Here is a 16,998-nt window from a genome sequence, read left to right as displayed (position 1 = left end):
ATTTTGCTCCTCAAAACATGGCTTTGCTTAGGCATCTTGCTCTCAATCTTCTCGCCAAAGACTCCTCATCCCAGCGTGGCATTGCCGCCAGACGCAAAAAGGCAGCTTGGGATCATACCTATCTCATCAAACTTTTAACTCAATGATTTTTATGCGGTTGCCCTGGTCTTAGAGGTGGTTTAAGGATCGATCCAGCGATCGTCGGCTTTAATTAAATTAATCAACTCCTTGACCCCTTCAACTTCTGGTACTTTTTTAATTTCTTCTCGACCGCGATACAAAGAAATATAGCCTGGTTGCTTGCCTACATAGCCATAATCGGCATCCGCCATTTCTCCAGGTCCATTGACAATGCAACCCATGACGGCAATATCTAACCCTGTTAAGTGTTTAGTTGCTTCTCGAACTTCGTGCAATACTTCTTCTAAATTAAACAAAGTCCGACCGCAGGAAGGACAAGCAACGTATTCCACCATTGTTTTTCGCAATCCCAAGGCTTGTAGGATGCTATAACAAACGGGAATTTCTTTTTCTGGGGATTCGGTGATTGATACGCGGATCGTGTCGCCGATGCCATCAGCTAGAAGTGGTGCGATACCTGCCGTTGACTTAATGCGTCCGTACTCTCCATCTCCCGCCTCCGTAACACCTAAATGCAAGGGGTAATCCATCCCTAATTCGTCCATGCGCTGCGCCATCAAGCGGTAAGCCGCCACCATTACTGGGACGCGGGAGGCTTTGAGAGAAATTATTATGTTGCCAAAGTCTAGAGACTCGCAGATGCGGATAAATTCTAGCGCCGACTCTACCATGCCTTCGGGAGTGTCGCCGTAGGTAAATAGCATTCTTTCGGCTAAAGAGCCGTGATTTACGCCGATTCTCATCGCTTTACCGCGATCGCGCAAAGAAACTACTAGCGGCTCTAAAGTTTCGCGAATTTTGTCGCCAATTTCATCAAATTCTGCTTGGCTATATTCGGTGGTTTTCGGCTTTTCAAATACATACAGTCCTGGATTGATGCGGACTTTATCGACGTGCTTGGCAACTTCTAAGGCAATTTTCATGCCATTATGATGCACGTCGGCAACTAAAGGGACGCTTTGGTAAGTTAATGCTAATTTTTGCTTAATTTCTGCTAATGCTTTGGCGTGAGCCATGCTTGGTACGGTAACGCGGACAATTTCGCAACCAATTTCATGCAGGCGACGAATTGCGGCTACCGAGCCATCTATATCTAGAGTATCTTCGTTAATCATCGACTGCACCACCACAGGGTAGCCGCCGCCAATGGTAATATTACCAACTTTGACTGGTCGAGTTTTGCGTCGGTGGATGGTGGTATCTAGAGGCTGATGAGTTACTGGATTGTTCAGGGTTTGCATAACCTGTAGGGGATAAATTGGTAGAGGAAAAGCCACCGACAAGCTAAATATCTTGTCCCGTTAAGATTTTAGCTTGAAGTTAGCGGTCAAAAGTAAAGATTTCAGAAAAACTAGGATATATGGGGAATAAAGAAGAAATTGCCTCTACTTTGAGTTTTTGGGCGATCGCGATGGCAATAATATTAATTAATTCTCCAGCTTGAGAGCTAATAATTGTTGCTCCTAATATCTGCCCGCCAGGGCGAGTAACCAATTTATAGATCCCGGTAGTTTCTTCTTTTAACTGAGCGGCGGCTACATTTTTTAAGTCATGCTGCAAGACAATAACATCGTCTTTGTAAAATTGTCTGGCTTGAGTTTCGGTAAGTCCTACTTGAGCTATTTGGGGATTGGTAGCAATTCCCCAGGGGACAATTTGATAGTCAACCTGTAATTTTGGTAATAATAAGGCGTTATTTACAGCAATTTTTGCTTCGTAATTACTGATATTAGCGTTGGGATAACCCCCAATCACTTCACCACAAGCATAAATTTGAGGATTGGTGGTTTGCAGCCGGGAATTTACTTCAATCCCCCGTTGATGCCATTTAACCTTTGTATTTTCTAGGTGCAAGTTTTTAATATTGGGCCTGTAGCCAGCACACAATAATATTTCATCGGTTTCAATCGCTTCATTGCCCGCTTGCACCCACTTCTTGCCATTAATTTCCTTAACTTGGCTAACCGTCGTTGCCGTCAGCACCCGCACCCCGTCAGATTCTAAGATAGCTTGCACCAAGTAAGATATATCGGCATCTAAACTAGGTAAAATTTGCAGGCTTTTAACTATCAACGTAATATTAAAACCCAAGCGCTGCAAAATTTGCGCCCAATTGATACTATCGGGATTCCCACCAATAATTACCCAATGTTCGCCTACTGACTTTGGATCTAGCTGTTGGGCAATATTGGCAGGAGTAAAGTAATTTGTAGCTTCTATTGCAGTTGGTACAGCGCCAGTTGCAATTAAATAAGAACGCGCAATAAGTTTGCGGTTATTAGCTTCAATTTGCAATTGGCGATCGCTAAATTTTGCATTACCAACAATTACATCTACGCCTCTTGCCGCTAGTAATGCTAAAGAATTTTTTTCTTCTATATTGGCGATCGCATTTTTTAGCCATTGCCTAACTTCTGCCCAACTAAGAGATGTTTGGTAAATCGCCGAAATAAAAAATTGCCGATCTACTTGTCTTAACTGACTCAAAGCATGAGATACAAGTAGATCGAATAGCGTTGAGTCTTCTGGTTCTATCAGGGCGACTTTTTTGTTTTGCTCAATTGCTCTACTCGCAGCGTAACGTCCTGCTAGAGAACCACCAATAATTACTAAATCGTAATCCGCCATAAGTTATTTTAGAAAATGGCGCTAATTAATTATAGATTTTGCGATCGCATTTACTAACTGCTCGTTTTCGCTATGCGATCGTACCGCTACTCGAAAATAGCCGTCGCCAAGTTCCGGAAAACTCAGGCAATCGCGGATTAATATCCTGTGCTGCTGTAATAAGCGCTGCTGAAGCTGCTTAACCGAGCCTTTTGACTGTACCAGTAAAAAGTTTGCCGCACTCGCCCAAGGCTGCAATCCTGGCAGTTGCGCCAAACTTTTATATAATTGTTCTCGCGCGCTTGGTAGCCATGCCCAAGTTTGCTGTTGAAAAGCTGTGTCTTGGATGATGGCTATTGCCGCCGCCGCCGCTAAAGTGCTGACAGACCAAGGATCGCGCCGCCCTTGCCAAATTTTGAGCCTGTCGGGATGAGCCACCGCGTAGCCGAGTCTTAGCCCCGGCAAGCTGTAAAACTTAGTTAGCGATCTCAAAATTACTAAGTTTGGATACTTTTCTACTAGCGGGATGAGACTTTGTTGCTGCCCTGGCGGCAAAAAATCCATAAAAGCCTCATCTACCACTACTAAACCAAATTCGTCTAAGTAGGGCGCAATCGACTCCAGCAGAAATAGCTTCCCGCTAGGATTGTGAGGATTGTTTAGCAATAGCCCCCTCTGCATGGGAGCGTAGGAGTGGAGGCTTGATTGCTCAGACAACAGAAAATTGCGAAGCCCGTAACCGGGCGCGCTTGCGCTATCGCCTTGCAAGCAGATAGAATCTAATCCTTGCAGTGCGCCAAAAATTGGCAAGGGGTGGATATGGGCAGCAAAAGCTTCAAGAGCGCGCCTATAGTCTCCAAAAGCTGGCGTAACTAGAGCCGTGGCGGCAAATGTTGCTAAGTCCCAGCCTGCCCAGGTAAGTAATTCTGCCGAGCCATTACCCGGCAGAATCCAATCAGGAGATAATTGATGCAATTTACCTATTCCCGTCCGCAATTCCCGATAGTCTGGATCGGGATAGTGGCTGAGGTTATCCAGATTAGCAACGATCGCCGCAATCGCACTTTTAGGCGGTCCTAAAGGGCTAATACTGGCAGAAAAATCGATAATTGCATCGGGAAGGCAGCCAGCGATTGCGGCTGCCCAGTCCAAATTTCCTCCATGTCCAGGCTGTACCAAGCTTTTATTTGTCTCCGGCGGGTGCTACTTTCTCTCTGAACAATTTGCCTGGAGAAAAAGCTGGAACTCTAGTTGCTGGAATACTCATCTTTTCGTTCGTCTTGGGGTTGCGTCCTTCGCGTTCTTTGCGATCGCGTCGTTCAAACGAGCCAAAGCCTACTAGAGTTACTTTATCTCCCGTAGATACCGCATCAACGATTGCGTCTAAAGCGGCGCTGAGGACTGCATCCGCTTGTTTTTTGGTTACACTAGCTCTTTCTGCTACTGCGTCCACCAATTCACCTTTATTCATTATTAATCTCCTTGAGAACTACAGACAAAATTTCCCCATGTGGGATAAATAAAATGAATTTAACTCACAATGGCTGAAACTTGTGTAAATTCGATATTTCAATGAATCATTCTAAGGTGAGATCGCCTGATTTGGATCGGTGAAACCTTTAAGATATATGGATTTGGCAAGTTATTTTGTAATTTTTGCTTATCAATGCTGAGAAAAAGCCCAATTTTGGAGGCTAATCGACTTTATTGCGGCGGAGTATGCTAAGATTGCCGTCTTTTTAGTAAAACAGATTAAATTCTGCTAATTGAGACACAATACTTAATTATCAATCATGAAAACATTTACAACTCAATTGCGTGTCAGACATTACGAAATGGATGCTTTAGGTCATGTAAATAACGCTGTCTACCAAAGTTATTTAGAACAAGCGGCGATAGAACACTCGGAACATTTGGGCTTGACGTTAGAAATTTACCGGGAATTGGGCAGCGTATTTGTAATGAGGCGATTGGCAATAGAATACCTGCGCCCCGCCATTGCTGGGGACTTTTTGGATATAACTACTTGGATTCAAGAGTTGCGAGGTTCGCGCGCGATTCGGCGCTACGAAATTCGCAAACCTGATAACATCCTTGTGGTAACGGCAGAAGCACTGTGGGTATGGGTAGAATCGGCGGCTATGCGTCCAAAACCAATTCCGCAAAATATGGTTGATTTATTTACAAAATAACTCTACCCTTGCTGACGCTTGGCTTCGTATAGTAATAATGCCGCCGCGATCGCTACATTTACCGATTCTACCCCCGCACTTAAGGGAATACTTACTTGTTTATCGGCTATCTCTAACAACTGCGTTGATAATCCTGCTCCTTCGTTCCCTAATAAAATTAAAGTGGGACGCAGATAATCTAATCCCCAGTAAGTTAATTTTGCAGTAGAAGTAGTAGCAACAATTTGCATTCCTGACTTTTGACACTCAAGGCAAGTTGCGCTTAAGTCGTCACTTACCGCCATTGGCAAGCCAAACCACTGCCCCGCACTCGCTCTTAGTACCTTGGGATGATCTAAGTCTACGCTATCGTTACTCAACCACAGTCCCGAAGCCCCCGCCGCCGCACAGGTACGAATAATCGTGCCGAGATTTCCCGGATCTTGCACATTTTCCAATCCTAGCAACAAACCCGTACAGGGCAATTTGGTTTGAGCCTCTTTGCGCCTTGCCGTTGCGACTACGCCATCAGGGGTTACAGTAGTTGCGATTGCTTTCAATACTTCGGCGCTAACAATTTCTAAGCGTTCCGCTTTAGTAAGCAGGTTTTCCCACAAATATCGATGATTAGCAAGCCATTGCTCGGTACAGCAGACGCTAACTAGCGGATAATCGACTAAGCACGCCGACTCAATTAAATGAGTTCCTTCTAGCAAAAATAAATTTTGTTCTTTTCGTTCTTTCGCCGATTGGAGCTTGCGGATTTGCTTGACAAAGGGATTTTGTAGACTTGTCAGCATTTAAGGGGTTTTGGCTGAAAAATTGATGCGGAACCCGGGACTTGAACCCGGAAGCCTTGCGGCACTAGAACCTGAATCTAGCGCGTCTGCCAATTCCGCCAGTTCCGCTTACTTATAAGTCTTTTTAAGGGCAGTCTACAATTTTCTCTTGGATAGAAGTCTATGTCAATAGCTAAGTAAATAAGCTGAAAGTTTGCGCTCTATATCTACAAGTAGTTTAAACTAGCTGGGCAAGTGGCAGTATAAACACGGAAAGCAATAATACCTACAAATTGAAAATCTCCGAGAATTTTCTAGTTTTACGGATGGCGATTATCAATGTAGAATCAAGACCAAATTCTCATATGTAAAAATACTCAACAAATTTCGGAGGATAAAATTATTACTACTCATCCTATTTCGCTCAAAGTTCCTCACTCCCCAGATGCCGATCCATCCGTGTTGCAAATTTGGGGTGGCGCTCCCTTGCAAGGTCATGTAAAAATTAGCGGCGCAAAAAATTCTGCTTTAGTTTTGATTACCGCCGCCTTACTCTGCTCGGAAGATTGCCGTCTGCGCAACGTACCAGCGCTAGTAGATGTAACGCGGATGAGTGAAATTCTTTTATCTTTGGGCGTAAAGATTACCCAAACTGATGATGTTTTAGATATTAATGCCAGTACCATCGGCAAATCTCAAGCTCCCTACGAACTGGTTAGTCAGTTGCGGGCGAGTTTCTTTGCGATCGGACCACTACTTGCGCGATTAGGAGCCGCCTGCGTTCCTCTACCTGGTGGTTGTACGATCGGAGCAAGACCTGTAGCTCTGCACGTCCGGGGACTGCAATTATTGGGCGCTGATGTCCAAATAGAGCATGGCATGGTCAATGCCTATATTAAAGGCAATAGAACCAGGCTAAAGGGAGCAAAAATTTATTTAGATTACCCCAGTGTCGGCGCAACGGAAACGTTGATGATGGCAGCTACTTTAGCTGAAGGGGAAACAATTATTGAAAACGCCGCTCAAGAACCAGAAGTTGTTGATTTAGCCAATTTCTGTAACTCAATGGGGGCGCAAATTCATGGTGCTGGAACCAATACTATAGTTATTTCTGGCGTTCCTCGCTTGCACGCTACTGATTACGCTATTATTCCCGATCGCGTTGAAGCTGCAACTTTTTTGATCGCTGGCGCAATTACTTATTCGCAATTAAGCGTGTCTCCAGTTATTCCCGATCATCTCACTGCTGCTATAGCTAAGTTGCGCGATATTGGGGCGCAAGTAGTTGCCGAGTCCTCAGACTGCTTGCGGATTATTCCTGGCAGTAGTCTTAGAGGCACAGATATCGAAACGCTGCCTTATCCTGGCTTTCCTACCGATATGCAAGCGCAGTTTATGGCGCTCCTAGCGCTGAGTGAAGGCAATAGTTTAGTCTCAGAAACCGTGTTTGAAAATCGCTTGCGTCACGTACCAGAATTGAACCGCATGGGCGCGGATATTCGCGTTAAAAATAATCATGCAATCATTCGCGGCGTACCGATGTTGTCGGGCGCACCAGTAGTAGCCACAGATTTGAGAGCATCGGCGGCTTTGGTTTTGGCTGGTTTAGCGGCTCAAGGTAAAACTACAATTGCCGGATTGCATCATCTAGATCGCGGCTACGAACAATTAGAAAATAAGTTGCTCAAAGTAGGAGCCAAATTAAAGCGCGTACCCCAATCAGAGGCAGTTATCAGCATTCCTTTGAGTGCTATTAGTTCTGAATCTTTACTTTCGTCTTAGTGGTGTCAGGAGTGAGGGGCTAATCTACTCCTCACTTTTTATTTTTAATAATAATTAAGTTCTAAATTGTTAGAATCATATAGATTTTATTTGATGGATTATGAGCGGACAAACTTCTACTTTGACAGTGCCATTTTTGGGAACGAATGTAGCAGCAAATTATGAGTCTGCAAAGGTAGTCATTTTACCTATTCCCTACGAGGCAACAACTACCTATCGCCGTGGTTGCGAAAATGGACCCGATGGGATTTTGGAAGCGTCGCAGCAAGTAGAATACTACGATGAAGAATTAGACAAAGAAATTTGCCAAGAAGTAGGAATTTACACTGCCGCCGCGATCGCCGATACGCGCAATTCGCCCAAAATTACCGCAGAGCAAATGCTGCAAGTGACTCAAAAAAAGGTTTTTGAGTTAATTAAGGATAATAAGTTTGTTATTGCTTTGGGTGGCGAACATAGTATTACGACGGGGGTAGTAGAAGCTTATCGTCAAGCTTATCCAAATGAAGCATTTACGGTAGTTCAAATCGATGCTCATGGGGATTTGCGCCACGAATACGAAGGCTCAATTTACAATCATGCTTGCGTGATGCGGCGAATTGTTGATATGGGTTTGCCGACAGTCCAAATCGGCATTAGAGCAATTTGTAAAGAAGAAGCGGATTTAATTAAAGAGAAAAATTTGACGGTTTTTCGGGCGCGAGATATTGCCAAAAATCCCGATTGGATTGAAAATGCGATCGCCTCTATCCCAACAAAAAAGGTATTTCTAACTATTGACTTAGACGGCATTGACCCAACTTTAATTCCGGGTGTTGGTACACCCGAACCTGGTGGATTGACTTGGTACGAACTAACGATATTTTTAGCTCAAGTATTTGCCAAACATCAAGTTATTGGTTGCGACGTGATGGAATTAGCCCCAATTGTCGATTCGGTAGTCTCACAATTTACAGCCGCTAAATTAGTTTATAAGCTGATTGGATACCAGTTTTCGACGGCATCAATGTATTCGTAAACTTATTAAATACAAACAGCATGACTTCTTTAGAACTAACTCCTACAGCTATTGGTAGCTACGCACCAGATTTTGAAATTAGAGGCGTAGACTTAGAAGTTCACCATCTAGCTCGTTATTTAGAAAAGTTTAAGGCAGTGGGTGTTGTCTTTATGACGAATACATCTAGTGATGTACTGGTGTATATAGAAAGACTAAAAAACTTGCAAAACTCCATGCAAGGGCAAGGCTTTACCCTAATTGGCATCAATCCGCACGATGGCAATCAAGATCTGGGGGAAAGCTTTGATAATATGAAGAAATTTGCTACCGAGCAGCAATTAAATTTTCCTTATTTGTGGGATTCAACTCAAGACGTGACGCGCAGTTTTGGCGCAACAACGATACCGATGGTGTTTTTGCTAGATGATACTAGCAAGGTGCGCTACCGAGGAGCTATTGATGATAATAGCCAAGCAGAGGCAGTCAAAAGCGAGTATTTGGCAAAGGCAGCTACTGCTTTGCTTAACGGGGAAACACTTGAATTAACTACAACGGAAGCTGTGGGTAGCGAGGTGAGGTGGCGCTAGGCTTTGGAGACTTTTGATAGAGAACTTGAGCGGCAAATATAAAAAAGCACCACTCTACTGCTATCTTAAGTTGGAGGCAAGAACTGAAATAAATCAATGTGTGGCATGGGTAAACCTTACGGGCGCATTCTACTAAAATTGAGCGGTGAAGCTCTAATGGGCAACCTAGGCTATGGCATCGATCCAAGCATAGTTGAAGAAATTGCCGCAGAAGTAGCAGAAATTGTCACGAGCGGCGTTCAAGTCGCTATTGTAGTAGGTGGCGGAAACATTTTCCGTGGAGTCAAAGCGTCAGCAGCAGGCATGGATCGGGCAACGGGGGACTATATTGGCATGATTGCTACGGTGATGAATGCCTTAACTCTCCAAGATTGCTTAGAAAGGCTAGAGGTGCAGACGCGGGTGCAAACTGCGATCGCTATGCAAGAAGTGGCAGAACCTTATATTCGGCGGCGGGCTATTCGTCATCTTGAAAAGGGACGAGTAGTAATTTTTGGTGCGGGTTCGGGAAATCCCTTTTTTACTACCGATACTACGGCAGCATTGCGCGCTGCGGAAATCGATGCAGAGGTGATTTTTAAAGCCACTAAAGTAGATGGCATCTACGATAGCGATCCAAAGCTCAATCCTGATGCCAAACGCTACAAGACGCTCAATTACGTCCATGTTCTCGCTCAAGATTTGCGGGTAATGGATAGTACAGCGATCGCTTTGTGTAAAGAAAATAATATTCCGATTCTTGTCTTCGATTTGTCTGTTCGGGGTAACATCCAACGGGCAGTGATGGGAGAATCAATTGGTACTATTGTCGGAGGTTTTTGTGAAGTTAGCTGAGGCTGAAAGTACGATGCAAAAGAGTGTAGATGCGACAATGCGCTCTTTTAATACGATTCGCACGGGACGCGCTAATGCGTCTTTGTTGGATAAGGTAACAGTGGATTATTATGGCGCGCCTACGGGCTTGAAAGCGCTAGCAAATATCAACGCGCCCGATTCTAGTACGATCTTAATTCAACCTTACGATCGCAGTACGTTGAATTTGATTGAAAAAGCGATTTCTTTGTCCGATGTGGGTTTGACTCCCAATAACGATGGTACGGCGATTCGGTTGAATATTCCGCCGTTGACAAGCGATCGCCGCAAAGAATTTGTTAAATTGGCAACAAAGTACGCTGAAGAAGGTAGAGTTGCTATTCGTAGTATTCGCCGCGATGCAATTGACTCAATTCGCAAGCAAGAAAAAAATAGCGAACTATCGGAAGATGAAGCCCGCGATCGTCAAGACGATCTGCAAAAGTTGACAAATAAATACATTGCCAAAATTGACGAGTTGCTGGCAGAGAAAGAAAAAGACATTACAACGGTTTAACTTATAGCTAAAAAAATTTGTATAACCGCTTTCCATTTTGGGGGGCGGTTTAAAATTTGTACAAGTTACTAAATAATTGCGCTTTTAGTTAAAAAGTATTTTCTTGAGGAAGGCTAACTTTCCTTGGTAAGGAGGATAGCGTAAGTTGAAGTCAAGGAGGAAAGATTTATTTAAGATACTTTTGTAGTGGGAAAAGGTGTCAAAACTTGCTTTGCCATGATAGCTACCAATTCCGCTATCGCCTACACCACCAAAAGGTAAAGATGAAACGCCAAATTGCATCAGTGTATCGTTGATACAAACTCCACCTGATGATGTTTGACTGCATACTTGCTGTTGCAAGGATTTGTTTCTTGAAAAGATGTATATAGCTAAGGGTTTGGGCTGCTGATTGATAACTGCGATCGCATCTGATAAATTATCGTAAGCAATTACAGGTAAAATTGCCCCAAAAATCTCTGTCTGCATGACCGGATCTGCTAAAGATACTTTGTCTATGACTGTCGGTGCGATGTAACGCTGGGTTTGGTTAGTTTCGCCACCAATTGCTATTTCTCCTTTTTTAAGCAAGTGAGTCAACCTGAAAAATTGCTTATCGTCGATAATTCGGGCGTAGTCGGGGCTGCTTTCTGGATTGTTGCCAAAAAATTCTTTGATATACTTAGCGATCGCTTCTATTAATTCTTGCTTAATTGCCTTATTGACTAACAGATAGTCGGGAGCGATGCAAGTTTGCCCCGCATTAATAAATTTGCCCCAGACAATTCTTCTCGCTGTAACTTCAATATCGATATCTGTATCGACGATACAAGGGCTTTTGCCACCAAGTTCTAGCGTCACAGGAGTTAAATGTTTGGCGGCGGCTGCCATAACAATTTTGCCGATGGCGGTACTACCTGTAAAAAAGATCCGATCCCATTTTTGAGCCAATAGCTGCTCGCTTGTCTCTTTGCCTCCTTCTACTACAGCTACATAGGATGCGTCGAAATATTGTTGAATAATATTTGCTAATACTTTAGACGTATGAGGCGCATTTTCCGACGGTTTTACAACAGTGCAATTCCCTGCCGCGATCGCGCCTACTAAGGGCGATATTATTAGTTGGAGGGGGTAATTCCATGCCCCAATGACTAATACAACTCCCAGAGGTTCGGCGCAAATGCTACCGTAACTAGGAAATTGCTCTAGGGGCATCTTGACTTTTTTGGGCTTAGTCCATGACTTAATATGCTTTAGGGCGTAGTCGATTTCTTTTGTGACTATAAGCTCAGTAAGATATGCTTCAAACTGGGGTTTATTTAAGTCGGCTTTTAATGCTTGGGCGATTACTTCAAAGTTTTCTACAAGAGCAAGTCTTAACTTTTTAAGTTGGGCAATCCTAAAATTTATGTCCTTTGTTTTGCCACTGCTGAAATACTCGCGTTGCTGACAAATAATTTGAGAAGTCACTGTTTTGGCAAGCATTTTTAGGTTGAAAATTTATTAATTTAATTGACAAAAAACCTTGCAATTACTTGACTTTTTTGATATTATTTTTATAATGGGAGGCTTAACTATAATATTATTTTTGCAACCACCCCCCATTATAACATTTTAACAAAAATGCTTTTATTTGTCTACCTAAAACCTAATCATAAAAGATTTTTTGTGAATAAAGATAAAAATATTTGCTATTTTAATGTGCCGATCACTAAGCAGGTAAATAAACAGTAAACACACTACCTTTACCTAACTCAGAATTAAGCTCAATTGTACCTTGATGAGCTTCAACAATGCGCCGAGACAAATACAAACCTAATCCACTACCCGAACGCTTGTGGCTACCTTGGCGAAAGCGCTCAAACATAGTTGCTTGTTCGCCCTTAGCAATACCTGAACCTGTATCTTCAACTTCAATAGCAACGTAAGCTAGAGCTTTTTGTTTTGCTGGAATATTTTTGGGAGCAGTAGCATTGAGGCGAATAGTAATAGAACCCTTATCAGTAAATTTAATTGCATTGCCAACTAAATTAGTAAGCAAGCGGTGGAGTTCTAAGCGATCACCCATGACTTTGTTAATTGGCGATCGCTCGTTAAATTCGGCAACGAGCGTCAACTTTTTTTCCGCAGCTAGAGGAGTAAGTTCGTTAACAACATCTTGTAATAACTGACATAAATCGATAGGGAAAAAGCTTAAGGTTTTGCGCCCAGCTTCAAAGCGGTAAACTTCGAGCAAAGTATTGACCATTTGCAGCAGATTTTGGTTACTCCGTGCCATGGTGGCGATCGCTTCTAGCATGGTAGGTGAAAGTTCTCCCAATGCACCTTGCTGGAATAGCATCAACATCCGATCGGCAGCTACTAAAGGAGTACGCAAGTCGTGAGTAAGACGAGAAACGTAATCTTCTCTTTGGCGGGCAATTTGATCGCGCTCGTCTACGCTGTGCTTGAGACGCAATAAGCTCCGTACTCGTGCTAACAATTCATCTACTTCTACAGGCTTGCGGATAAAATCATCTGCTCCCATATCCAAGCCTTGAGCGACACTGGGCTTATCGTGGGCAGTGATTAAGAGAATAGGAATAAAAGGCAGCTTAGTATTTTCACGGAGGCGTTTAGTAACTTCAAATCCGTCCATCCCCGGCATCATCACATCTAGCAACACTAAATCGGGGGGAGACTGCTCGATTTGGGCTAAGGCAGACGCGCCATTGTCGGCGGTAGAAATCTCGTAGCCTTCTTCCTCCAAAATAGTTTGGATCAGAAATACGTTATCTGGTGAATCATCAACAACAAGTATTTGGTCAGTAGCAGTTAGGGGCGAACTCATGGAGGGATGCTTGCTAAAAATTAAGCTTTTTAAATATATCTTCTACCTGTATTATTTTTTCCTTTGAGAGTGCAATTAACCTCCTACTTACGAAAGATTATTACTCTATCGATTTACTTCTAATTGCTGTTGACTTTTAGATTTTGGCTAAGTTCGCTATAGTGCATTCCTTAAATTGAACTTAAAACTTACTTCAAGATGATAAATAAATCTAATATAAGCTATCAGTTATTGTTGGTTTAAAAAACTTAAGTTGGAATATTTACCAATATACTTTTGAAATAACAACTGCCAGGAGTAAGAAATTATCACAACCAACACAACACATCGCTTTATTTTTGTATTAAGTTCTACAAACACAGAGAGGGCGAAGGGCTTTAATTAGTTTGCTTTGCCAATAACTCAATTGCAGGCTAAATTAAAACCGCATTAAAAACAACCATTATGACACTACCTATTTTTCCAGCATCACGAAAAAGAAAGCGCAGGTACAAAGTAAGCGATCGCCCGTTGCGCCCAGGTTCAATAGTATTTACAAGTATTTTCTTGGTAGTTATGGGTGGCTTGGGATGGATTTGGGTAGAAATGCTAACAAAAGGTTATGTAGCCATTGGTGGCATTCCAAGTCCCATCATCGTCAGCTTTTTGCAAAATGACACGGCAAGAAAGGCTTATTTTGATGGCGACAGCGAACAACTGCACGCGCAAGTGCAAAGCATGGATTTAGTAGAGAAGTTAAAACCCTACTACCGCCCTCAGTTTGAGGATGAAGCAAAACTAGACCTTTACATTCATCAAATTCTCTACGATCGCACAAGCTACCTCAGCAAAGCCTACCAAGTTAATCAGCAAGGAATTTTAGTTGCAAAAAAAGGACTTAGCTCGAAGAAGTAGTTGCTAGATTTATGAGCAAAAGCTGAAAATATCCAATAGATTGATAAAAAATCTTCCTACTAGCTCCCCTAGGACTAAAGTCCCAGTCTAATAGCTAAAGTTGGCTGAAGCTGACTAAAAAATCTTTTGGATTTAGTTACTAATCAAAACAAAAAATAAAGTTGTGCTAGAGGCAATACAGTCGCGCTCTCGCAAGTAAGCAATTGTCCATCGGCTCTAACTTGGTAAGTTTCGGGATCTACTTCCATGTGGGGCAAAGCAGCATTTAGCTTCATATCTTGTTTGCGAAGTTGTCTAGTTCCAGAAACTGCTACGGCAATTTTTTGTAAGTTTAACTGAGTAGGAATCTCTCGTTCTAGGGCAGCCTTGGAGAGGAAAGTTAAACTTGTATTAGAAATCGCACCGCCAAAACTTGCAAACATCGGACGCATATGTACGGGCTGGGGGGTAGGAATACTAGCATTAGCATCACCCATTTGCGCCCAGGCGATCGCGCCTCCCTTAATAACTATTTCTGGCTTGACTCCAAAAAACGCTGGTTTCCACAGGCATAAATCTGCCAATTTGCCGACTTCTACCGAACCTACATGAGCCGCAATTCCGTGAGTAATCGCCGGATTAATGGTGTATTTGGCAATATATCGTTTTGCCCTGTAGTTGTCATTGTGCGGGCTATCTTCTGTCAATTGACCTCGCTGCACTTTCATTTTGTGTGCTGTCTGCCAAGTGCGAATAATTACTTCTCCTACTCGTCCCATTGCCTGAGAATCAGAAGAAATCATGCTAAAAGCGCCCAAATCGTGCAATATATCTTCGGCTGCAATAGTTTCGCGGCGGATGCGCGACTCGGCAAAAGCGACATCTTCGGGTATGGCTGGATCGAGGTGATGGCAAACCATCAGCATATCTAAATGCTCGTCTAGAGTATTGAGGGTATAAGGGCGAGTCGGGTTAGTAGAAGACGGCAATACGTTACTTTGCCCGCAGACTTTGATAATATCGGGTGCATGACCGCCCCCAGCGCCTTCCGTGTGATAGGTATGGATAGTGCGATCCTTAAATGCCGCGATCGTTGTTTCCACAAATCCAGCTTCGTTGAGGGTGTCGGTATGGATTGCCACCTGCACGTCGTAGTCATCGGCGACGCTAAGACAAGTATCGATAGTAGCGGGGGTAGTTCCCCAATCTTCGTGGAGTTTTAACCCCATTACCCCAGCATTTACTTGTTCGACAAGTCCTTGAGGTTGACTGCTATTACCTTTGCCCAAAAAGCCAATATTGACAGGAAAAGCATCAGCCGCTTGCAGCATTCGGTAGATATTCCAAGGTCCAGGAGTGCAAGTAGTAGCATTTGTCCCGGTAGCTGGACCTGTACCGCCGCCAATCATTGTTGTAATCCCAGAAGAAATCGCACAATCGATTTGTTGGGGGCAAATAAAGTGAATGTGGCTATCTATTCCTCCGGCGGTGAGAATCGCACCTTCCCCGGCTATGACTTCTGTACCCGCGCCAATAATAATATCTACATTGTTTTGGATGTAAGGATTTCCAGCTTTGCCAATCTTAAATATTCGCCCATCTTTGATACCAATATCGGCTTTAACAATTCCCCACCAATCGAGAATTAGAGCATTGGTAATAACTAGATCTACCGCTCCATCGGCGTTAGAGATGGGTGATTGCCCCATGCCATCGCGAATTACTTTCCCGCCGCCAAACTTGACTTCATCGCCATAGGTAGTAAAGTTTTGTTCTACTTCAATAAATAACTCCGTATCTGCCAAACGAATGCGATCGCCTACAGTTGATCCATAGGTTTGGGCGTAAGCGCGGCGATCCATGCGGTAACTCATAATTTCTTCCTAATTGCTGGATAAAAGTTGTGTTAGGGTTGCAAGCAATTCGAGGGGGTTAACAGGTTTAGAAATGTATGCCTGAAAGCCCGCAGAGAGTGCTTCTTCTTTAGCTTCCTGTCGAGCAAACGCAGTGAGGGCAAGGGCGGGAATCTACCTGCCTTGCGACAATGCTCGGACTTGGCGAATCAATTGGTAGCCATCAATTTCCGGCATCCCCATATCGCTGACTAAGAGGTCTGGTGGATTGTCGGCAATGAGTTTGAGTGCTGCCAAGGGCGAAGCCACTGTCGCTACCGTAGCCCCGCTCTCCTGAAGTAGAAAGCGCAGGAGTTCTAAATTATCAAGGTCATCATCGACTAAGAAAATGCGAGTTCCGACCAATGGAGTGGTTTGAGAAGCTAGGGGAAGGGATTGAAATTGCGGCAAAGGAGCCTTGCCAAGCGAATCGCTGACGACGGGCGATCCTACGGTTCGGTGCGGTAGCTTGACTGTAAACGTTGCTCCTTGTCCAATACGGGGACTTTCTGCCGCCACCGTACCGCCATGCAATTCAACTAAATGCCGCACGATCGCAAGTCCTAGTCCCAAGCCGCCATATTTGCGCGTTGTACTGCCATCGGCTTGGCGAAAGTTTTCAAAAACGTAGGGGAGAAACTCAGAAGCGATGCCAATTCCAGTATCCGTGACGCGAATTTGAGCGGAAAAAGCAGCATATTCATTTGGTATGATCGCCAATTCCACCTCGACTCGCCCCTCATTTGGCGTAAATATAAAAACGTTCGCGGCATACAAGTTACTGCTGTTTTCTTCCTCTAACTAAATTAACAATAGCAGCGACCAGCACTTCAGTGTCTACGGGTTTGGTGAAGTGTTGTTGAAATCCAGGGTAGTGCGTCAGATTATTGTGGGATAGGTCACGATATCATTCCAAGTCCATGGTCGAGAGGTTAATCCTGCTCGTTGTGCGGCAGTGGACTTGAACCGACTATGCTGCCAAATCCAA

The 16,998-nt window shown here is 43.7% G+C and carries 16 protein-coding genes, 1 tRNA gene and 1 pseudogene; 7 read left to right on the top strand and 11 right to left on the bottom strand.

Annotated elements, in window-relative coordinates; genetic code table 11:
* Positions 1-179: 179 nt before the first annotated feature.
* The 4 genes from ispG to AC2VE5_RS19490 all read right to left on the bottom strand — a co-directional run bounded on the left by ispG (position 180) and on the right by AC2VE5_RS19490 (position 4,219).
* Positions 180-1,382, bottom strand: a complete 1,203-nt coding sequence (ispG, locus tag AC2VE5_RS19505; protein ID WP_486889356.1) for a (E)-4-hydroxy-3-methylbut-2-enyl-diphosphate synthase — start codon at positions 1,380-1,382, stop codon at positions 180-182.
* 79 nt (positions 1,383-1,461) lie between these two features.
* Positions 1,462-2,769, bottom strand: coding sequence for a dihydrolipoyl dehydrogenase family protein (locus AC2VE5_RS19500; protein ID WP_486889355.1), 1,308 nt, complete (start codon positions 2,767-2,769; stop codon positions 1,462-1,464).
* Positions 2,770-2,790: 21 nt separating this feature from the next.
* On the bottom strand, positions 2,791-3,927 hold the full coding sequence (gene cobD / locus AC2VE5_RS19495) for a threonine-phosphate decarboxylase CobD (RefSeq protein ID WP_486889354.1): 1,137 nt from the start codon (positions 3,925-3,927) through the stop codon (positions 2,791-2,793).
* Between the two features lie 4 nt (positions 3,928-3,931).
* Positions 3,932-4,219 carry an HU family DNA-binding protein gene (locus AC2VE5_RS19490; RefSeq protein WP_486889353.1) on the bottom strand — a complete coding sequence of 96 codons (288 nt, stop codon included), beginning with the start codon at positions 4,217-4,219 and terminating at the stop codon, positions 3,932-3,934.
* 322 nt (positions 4,220-4,541) lie between these two features.
* On the opposite strand from AC2VE5_RS19490, the gene AC2VE5_RS19485 reads away from it, so the two are divergent.
* Positions 4,542-4,940: an acyl-CoA thioesterase gene (locus AC2VE5_RS19485; protein WP_486889352.1), complete on the top strand. Its 399-nt coding sequence runs from the start codon at positions 4,542-4,544 to the stop codon at positions 4,938-4,940.
* A gap of 2 nt (positions 4,941-4,942) precedes the next feature.
* Here AC2VE5_RS19485 and AC2VE5_RS19480 read toward each other — a convergent pair whose 3' ends face one another.
* Positions 4,943-5,719 carry a TrmH family RNA methyltransferase gene (locus AC2VE5_RS19480; RefSeq protein WP_486889351.1) on the bottom strand — a complete coding sequence of 259 codons (777 nt, stop codon included), beginning with the start codon at positions 5,717-5,719 and terminating at the stop codon, positions 4,943-4,945.
* 26 nt (positions 5,720-5,745) lie between these two features.
* Positions 5,746-5,827, bottom strand: a tRNA-Leu gene (locus AC2VE5_RS19475).
* Positions 5,828-6,082: 255 nt separating this feature from the next.
* Here AC2VE5_RS19475 and murA point away from each other — a divergent pair.
* From murA to frr, 5 genes are all read left to right on the top strand, one after another.
* Positions 6,083-7,480 (top strand): UDP-N-acetylglucosamine 1-carboxyvinyltransferase, encoded by a 1,398-nt coding sequence (gene murA / locus AC2VE5_RS19470; RefSeq protein ID WP_486889357.1) that lies wholly within the window; start codon positions 6,083-6,085, stop codon positions 7,478-7,480.
* A 100-nt stretch (positions 7,481-7,580) separates the two neighbouring features.
* The gene (speB, locus tag AC2VE5_RS19465; RefSeq protein ID WP_486889350.1) at positions 7,581-8,498 is read left to right on the top strand and encodes an agmatinase; all 918 of its coding nucleotides are present in this window, start codon (positions 7,581-7,583) and stop codon (positions 8,496-8,498) included.
* 20 nt (positions 8,499-8,518) lie between these two features.
* Positions 8,519-9,067 carry a redoxin domain-containing protein gene (locus tag AC2VE5_RS19460; protein WP_486889349.1) on the top strand — a complete coding sequence of 183 codons (549 nt, stop codon included), beginning with the start codon at positions 8,519-8,521 and terminating at the stop codon, positions 9,065-9,067.
* 105 nt (positions 9,068-9,172) lie between these two features.
* On the top strand, positions 9,173-9,901 hold the full coding sequence (gene pyrH, locus AC2VE5_RS19455) for a UMP kinase (RefSeq protein WP_486889348.1): 729 nt from the start codon (positions 9,173-9,175) through the stop codon (positions 9,899-9,901).
* Positions 9,888-10,436: a ribosome recycling factor gene (frr, locus tag AC2VE5_RS19450; RefSeq protein ID WP_486889347.1), complete on the top strand. Its 549-nt coding sequence runs from the start codon at positions 9,888-9,890 to the stop codon at positions 10,434-10,436. Before pyrH ends, frr begins: the two co-directional genes overlap by 14 nt.
* Positions 10,437-10,520: 84 nt before the next feature.
* Here the strand turns inward: frr and AC2VE5_RS19445 are convergent, their stop codons facing one another.
* Positions 10,521-11,900, bottom strand: coding sequence for an aldehyde dehydrogenase (locus tag AC2VE5_RS19445; protein ID WP_486889346.1), 1,380 nt, complete (start codon positions 11,898-11,900; stop codon positions 10,521-10,523).
* A 226-nt stretch (positions 11,901-12,126) separates the two neighbouring features.
* The gene (locus AC2VE5_RS19440; protein ID WP_486889345.1) at positions 12,127-13,245 is read right to left on the bottom strand and encodes a hybrid sensor histidine kinase/response regulator; all 1,119 of its coding nucleotides are present in this window, start codon (positions 13,243-13,245) and stop codon (positions 12,127-12,129) included.
* 444 nt (positions 13,246-13,689) lie between these two features.
* On the opposite strand from AC2VE5_RS19440, the gene AC2VE5_RS19435 reads away from it, so the two are divergent.
* Positions 13,690-14,139: a hypothetical protein gene (locus AC2VE5_RS19435; RefSeq protein WP_486889344.1), complete on the top strand. Its 450-nt coding sequence runs from the start codon at positions 13,690-13,692 to the stop codon at positions 14,137-14,139.
* 143 nt (positions 14,140-14,282) lie between these two features.
* Here the strand turns inward: AC2VE5_RS19435 and ureC are convergent, their stop codons facing one another.
* From ureC to AC2VE5_RS19420, 3 genes and pseudogenes are all read right to left on the bottom strand, one after another.
* Entirely contained in the window at positions 14,283-15,992 is a 1,710-nt protein-coding gene (gene ureC, locus AC2VE5_RS19430; protein ID WP_486889343.1) for an urease subunit alpha, read from the bottom strand.
* 153 nt (positions 15,993-16,145) lie between these two features.
* Positions 16,146-16,787, bottom strand: a complete 642-nt coding sequence (locus tag AC2VE5_RS19425) for an ATP-binding response regulator (RefSeq protein WP_486889342.1) — start codon at positions 16,785-16,787, stop codon at positions 16,146-16,148.
* Between the two features lie 102 nt (positions 16,788-16,889).
* Positions 16,890-16,998: pseudogene (locus AC2VE5_RS19420) on the bottom strand (IS1 family transposase); the annotation flags it as partial.

It is taken from the genome of Aliterella sp. E5.1, from assembly GCF_057473825.1.
The sequence above is the reverse complement of the archived record's forward strand: the minus strand, read 5'-3'. Positions and strand labels throughout refer to the sequence as shown.